The 5,503-nt window shown below is 37.6% G+C and carries 8 protein-coding genes and 1 tRNA gene; 2 read left to right on the plus strand and 7 right to left on the minus strand.

Annotation, left to right across the window (positions count from 1 at the left end):
* Nucleotides 1-548 precede the first annotated feature (548 nt).
* Entirely contained in the window at nt 549-1,139 is a 591-nt protein-coding gene (locus tag JCM10519_RS24310; RefSeq protein ID WP_054742535.1) for a hypothetical protein, read from the plus strand.
* A gap of 498 nt (nt 1,140-1,637) precedes the next feature.
* Here JCM10519_RS24310 and JCM10519_RS24320 read toward each other — a convergent pair whose 3' ends face one another.
* The gene (locus JCM10519_RS24320) at nt 1,638-1,931 is read right to left on the minus strand and encodes a hypothetical protein (protein WP_054742539.1); all 294 of its coding nucleotides are present in this window, start codon (nt 1,929-1,931) and stop codon (nt 1,638-1,640) included.
* Between the two features lie 413 nt (nt 1,932-2,344).
* Between JCM10519_RS24320 and JCM10519_RS24325 the strand changes: the two genes are divergently transcribed.
* Entirely contained in the window at nt 2,345-2,890 is a 546-nt protein-coding gene (locus tag JCM10519_RS24325; protein ID WP_054742541.1) for a hypothetical protein, read from the plus strand.
* A gap of 115 nt (nt 2,891-3,005) precedes the next feature.
* Here the strand turns inward: JCM10519_RS24325 and JCM10519_RS33710 are convergent, their stop codons facing one another.
* From JCM10519_RS33710 to JCM10519_RS24345, 6 genes are all read right to left on the minus strand, one after another.
* Nucleotides 3,006-3,203: a hypothetical protein gene (locus tag JCM10519_RS33710; RefSeq protein ID WP_347845377.1), complete on the minus strand. Its 198-nt coding sequence runs from the start codon at nt 3,201-3,203 to the stop codon at nt 3,006-3,008.
* Nucleotides 3,200-3,565 carry a hypothetical protein gene (locus JCM10519_RS33715; RefSeq protein ID WP_347845378.1) on the minus strand — a complete coding sequence of 122 codons (366 nt, stop codon included), beginning with the start codon at nt 3,563-3,565 and terminating at the stop codon, nt 3,200-3,202. Before JCM10519_RS33715 ends, JCM10519_RS33710 begins: the two co-directional genes overlap by 4 nt.
* A 333-nt stretch (nt 3,566-3,898) precedes the next feature.
* Nucleotides 3,899-4,222, minus strand: coding sequence for a phage holin family protein (locus JCM10519_RS24335; RefSeq protein WP_347845379.1), 324 nt, complete (start codon nt 4,220-4,222; stop codon nt 3,899-3,901).
* Nucleotides 4,185-4,358 (minus strand): phage holin family protein, encoded by a 174-nt coding sequence (locus JCM10519_RS33720; RefSeq protein WP_347845380.1) that lies wholly within the window; start codon nt 4,356-4,358, stop codon nt 4,185-4,187. The genes JCM10519_RS24335 and JCM10519_RS33720 overlap by 38 nt, the downstream gene beginning before the upstream one ends.
* A 109-nt stretch (nt 4,359-4,467) precedes the next feature.
* The gene (locus tag JCM10519_RS24340; RefSeq protein WP_054742543.1) at nt 4,468-4,830 is read right to left on the minus strand and encodes a hypothetical protein; all 363 of its coding nucleotides are present in this window, start codon (nt 4,828-4,830) and stop codon (nt 4,468-4,470) included.
* A 572-nt stretch (nt 4,831-5,402) separates the two neighbouring features.
* Nucleotides 5,403-5,475: transfer RNA gene (locus JCM10519_RS24345), tRNA-Gly, on the minus strand.
* Nucleotides 5,476-5,503 lie beyond the last annotated feature (28 nt).

Raw genomic sequence — 5,503 nt, forward strand, 5'->3', positions numbered from 1 at the left:
GCTATTTTATTGTAGCAATCTGATTCTGTAAATCACTATTTTTTTCGATTTCATACTTTTTCGTAACTTCTTTGTGCTCATACCACAAATGATTTGATGAATAGCATTTTAAGTAACAAAGTATATAAATCAAATTTTGTTGTTAGTAAAAACAATTTACGTTTAGGAAAAAAAAGAACTACGAAAATTGCAAAAATATTTAATCACAAAATATTGTAGTATGCTATTAATATAAACAATTTTAGATATTAATTATTAATATTCAGTGTTGTTTATAAAAATTATTAAATTATACATGATTTTTACGAAATCTTATCGACATAATAATTAAAAATATAGGAAGGGGGCGATTCCAATGGAAAGTATACATGTAACTGGTTAATATCGCATAGAGAGGAGAAAAATAATGAAACATTATCTAAGCAAAGGCATTCATATTATCAAAAAAAAGTATGTCGTTACTATTAATCGTGTCATTATTGGTTCAAGCAGGCAGTATTGTCACATTCGCACAATCAACAAACTTATCAGAAAGCATAAACTATTCAATGAATGGATCCGATGTAATTGAAAAAATGGAATTTACTGATACAGATGGGTCACGTGTGTATATGAATCGGGTGATACATACTGATGGAACAGCTGAGTTTACGACAGTAAAAAATGGCAAGTCAACGATTGAGTATTTATCAAATCACGATTATAATGTATTTTATGCTTTAGCAAATCCAACTAATAAAAAGACAGATAAAGTTACACATAATGATGAATTGTTAAGAAGTGGTGATCTTACCGGTTCACAGTACAAACACGTATATATTTCATCCAGTAATTACACGATTACAAATACTGCTATTCAACAGATTGTAGTAGGCGGTGCCAGTACTGCTGCCGGTATAATAATTGGCGCCTTAGGACTACCAGGGGGAACTGCTTTAGCAATTGGTGCTTTTGTTTACACCGTTTGCGCCGCCTTAACTCCTTATAAGATGGTAATCTCTCAAAAATTATATGAGGTATATTTCTCATATGACAATGTGTATTATACCCACTGCTATCACGAAGTAATCAAATCATATGATACGGGTAATCATTTGATTGATACAAGAACAGAATATCACCAGTCTGTTGGTGGATAATCAATAAATCATAGAAATGAGGTTTTTAATATGAATAAAAAAGATACATCTATTCTGTCTCCAATGGGTATTGTTCTACCATGCATCTTTGAAATATTTATATTTCAGTGTTTTCGGTTTGCGGATTGGAAAAGTGGCTTAAGCCAAGAAATTCAATTTCGAATATTATGGGGCTCATTGGCTATTGTAATCTTTTTGTTTTATATTATACTTCCCTCCTTATTCGAGTAAAAAAAATGCTATGCTGAAGAAAACAAAACAAAACAACTTCTGAAAATCAGTCTTTTTGCTATATTAGGTTTTTTTATCATTTGCTATTAATTTTTATTTGTAGAAAGTTACTTATGAAACACAAATAGTCTAATCAGTATTATAAAAGAGAATAGGGTAGTTCCTTTTAAGGCGGGCGCGGGAAAACGCCCGCCGTTTGAATTATTTATTCTGCCAGTCCTGGATACTGCAATGCGCCGTCCTGATCTGGCGTGAGCGTCACTGGCTTTAAAACATTCCCGGTCCCTGGACCCCATTTTCATCTGACACATACAGAGCGCATTCTAGTGGGTGCCCGGCTCTTGGCTCAAAGTAATAATCCTTTCCATCAATTACCTTCCAATCGGTGACTGCGTATCCGTCCTGGTTGAAATAGTACTTGTGACCGTTGATTACCCGCCAGCAGGATTTATAATATGTGATCTTGGTATCCGCATACCACCAACCATTTTTATCCTTATTCCAGCCATGGGAATATGACGGTTGCTCCACAATGCTCCAATCAGGGCGGCCATATCCCATGATTCGGCTCTCAGTCAGGCTATAGGACTTCTGGCATATTCCCCCGCCATTCTCAATTACACCACTGGCACCAGAGGTATTTCCCTCGATGGTCTTTACCTGAGTACCGGTAACCCCTGTTACGATTGCGGAAAACGGGGAGTCAAATGAAACAGTTATAGAACCTGCTCCCGAAGGGATCGTGGCAGTTCCCGCTTTTAAATTGCTATTTGAATTAACTTCTATCGATATTTCATTTTATTTTGTTTTGGTGTATTATGAATAAAAAGATTATTGAAATTAATAGAATGAAGTATTAGGCGTTATTATCTTGATGGTATTTTAAAATTTGTAGAATTTTAGCATCTGCTAATAAGTACATTATATGGTTGTCAAAACCAAATTACAATATATTGAATAAAGAAAGGAATATTATGAGCTTAATTGTAGGATACGCGTCAAAAGAAAAATCCCTTATTATGAGTGACGGTAGGGCAGGAGTCGAGAAGCACATAGAACATTGCGACAAAACATTAAAAATATCAAATCACACTATCGCTGGTTTTGTAGGATATCTTGAAGAAGCACAATTTATTTTATCACGATTAAGATTCGAAACTATAAACAATTCAGAAGATTTTGTTGATCGTATTGAATGTTTGCTATCAGATAAACCAAAAGATGTACCATTTTCTACAGATTTTGCAATAATTGGATACGACAATGATAACAAATTATGCACGTATTTCATTGGGTATTTGACCGGATATAAAAAACAAAAACGCATTGTAGATGAGAATGAGCCTAGGGTTTTATGCATGGGAGGTACAATTTCTGAAACAAGAATACAAAATATATTTGATTTTAACGTTACTAATAGATCAATTCCTGTTGAGGAACGATTGAAAAATACCATTATATCAGTTTCAAGAGAAGATGAATCAGTGAATGAAAATTGTTTTATAAAATCATTACCATAATTCAAAAGTATCATCCATGATATATGGCCACTTTTTAGAAAAGAGAAAAAACAGAATACAAAAGAGAGTTGAAAAGTATTACAAGAGGTAGGGAGTGTCCCTACCCCTTTTTTATTTATACTGCTAGACCTGGATATTGTAACGCCCCGTCCTGATCCGGCGTCAATGTCACTGGTTCCGTGATCATCTTGCCGTTAACATCTACGGCGTAAATCTTCCCTGAACTTTCCACAAGCCGTGATGCACACATAGCCCCATCAGCTCCCAAGTAGTACCAATCACCATTATACTTATACCATTTGCTTGCAATCATGATCCCGGCACCATCGAACCAATACCATTTACCGTCCGAATCCAAATACCAGGCATTGCGTACTGGCTCACCTGAATTTCCAAGATAGAAACGCCAGCCGTCCGACTCCTGGCTCCAGCCTGATAGCTTTTCTGGTTCCGGGACAAGCTGCGTATCGTTCGTATGTACCTGCGTACACATACAAGGCCCTTACGCCAGCCTCCGGGGGCGAATGAAGCGTAACGGCTCTTACAGTATGCCACTATATCCTTGTACGATGGCCTACCGCTGCCATGTCCGCAGATAATCCCGTTACCGCAATACATTTCCACATGGCCGATCTTAAGTGGTCTGCTTGCATCAGTACCCGCAAATTCCAACATGTCCCCCTTACGCAAACGTGATATATCTGGCATTCCAGTGGCGATATCAGCGTCAATGGTAATCAGCTTACCTGACTGGTAAATCCCGGCTGTATTAAAGTTTCCGAAGCCATACCCGGCCTCTTGGTAGCTATAACATATGGAGCTACTACAATCGCTATAGTAATTGCCGTCTGGGTGCTTTTTTAAAACAATAATCTCGTAGTGTCTGGCTGTATAGGTTACGGCCTATAATCGTTGCGTATTTATCACACACCGCTTGCCGTTTCTGTTCTGCATTCATATTCTTTCCTCCAATATAAAAGGCCCGGATATTCCAGGCCCGGATTATTTTTATTCTGTTTTATTTGCTCCGGCTGATATCAGTTTTTCGGTAACTGCAAGCCCTTTGATCAAAAACTCTGGAACATCGCACCCGTATTCCACAAGATTTTCCAATATGCTCCTGATCTCATTTATTAAGAGTGTCGCAAGTGTAAACCAGCCAAGTAATTCCAGGAAAGATAGGTTTATTCCGAACATATCTTTCCCCAAATTTATAAATAAACTCGGAATTAAAAATGATACTGAAACAATGATCCAATAGCCTATTTTTTTCGCGATCCCGATAATACCAATACTACTTGATTCTGTGTGGTTTTTTTCTAGCCTTTGCATAGCCTGTTACATAATCCACTATATTGCAAAATAAATATCCTGCAAACACATACCAATATGTACCGAATAAAGCCGTCAGTACCGTTACTGCAGCTCCAACCATAGCATTGTATTTGTCAATAAATTTCATTCTCATTTGCCTCACTCTTCCTTTAATTTTTCTTCCACTTCGTCATGCCATTTTGGTGGTACTTCTTCCACCGTCATTTTTCCATCTGTAATTCTCATTAAATAAAAAGCCACCATTATTGTGTACCTCCCATCATTCCGGCCAGTTCTCCTATAGCTCCGGCCTGTACTTCCTGTCCTGATTCCACTTTATCCAGACGTTTTTCAATGTCTGTTTTTTCACGCAAAGAAATTGTGATGTATAAACCATCTGCTTTTTCTTCCCATGATCCCGGCTGTAGCACAAGGTCAGTATAATTTCCTACTATCGTGCCTTCTCCGTTTTGCACCTGGACGCTTGCAAGGTTATCTTCTGTCAGCTTCGGCATAACGGAAGCGGCATCCGTCCAATCTGTGAAAACTGTAGTAAGTCCTGTAAGGCTGGCCGCTGCCTCCATTTCGATTGTTGCTCCATCATTTAAAATTAATTTAGCTTTCATATATGATTCCTTTCTGCTCATATGAGCATAAAAATAAGCCCCTAATCGGGACCTGATTAACAGTTTCTTATTCATTTAAATAGCAATTTAGTGTATAGGCTAGCGCCGCACTTGCCGGTCTATTTGGATCATTAATAAATTGATTAACGATATCTTCTTTTAAGAGCATATATTGTGCCATATGAGCATCTAAAGCCTTTAATCCTGAGTTATAGGATCGCGTGTGCTTTATAAATCATTTCTTGTAAGCGCTGTTTCCAAAGGGTGAAATGAAACTTCCTTACATTACCTTATATGGTTTCCATACAAGCTTTGCAACCAATAATATGCGCCAATGCCCTAATGCCGCTTTGATCTCTTCCATTATGGGGAACAGTCCCAAGACGCTAACTCAGTTTTAAACTCAATCAGATACAGAAATGCAAAAAAATTGATTGAAAACTATGTTAATCTGGAAAGGGCTATATCATGATATACCCTAGTTACCTAAAACTTTAAGTACTTTTATTTATGTAAACAAAAAGAAGGTTCCCGAAACCCGGAAACCCTCATAATCACTATATTTTCTAAAGAGCGCGAGACGGGACTCGAACCCGCGACCCCGACCTTGGCAAGGTCGTACTCCACCAACTGAGCCACTCGCGCTTATCTCTTCTTGACTTTTCTTTTGAGG

Source organism: Clostridium sp. NkU-1 (genome assembly GCA_001312405.1).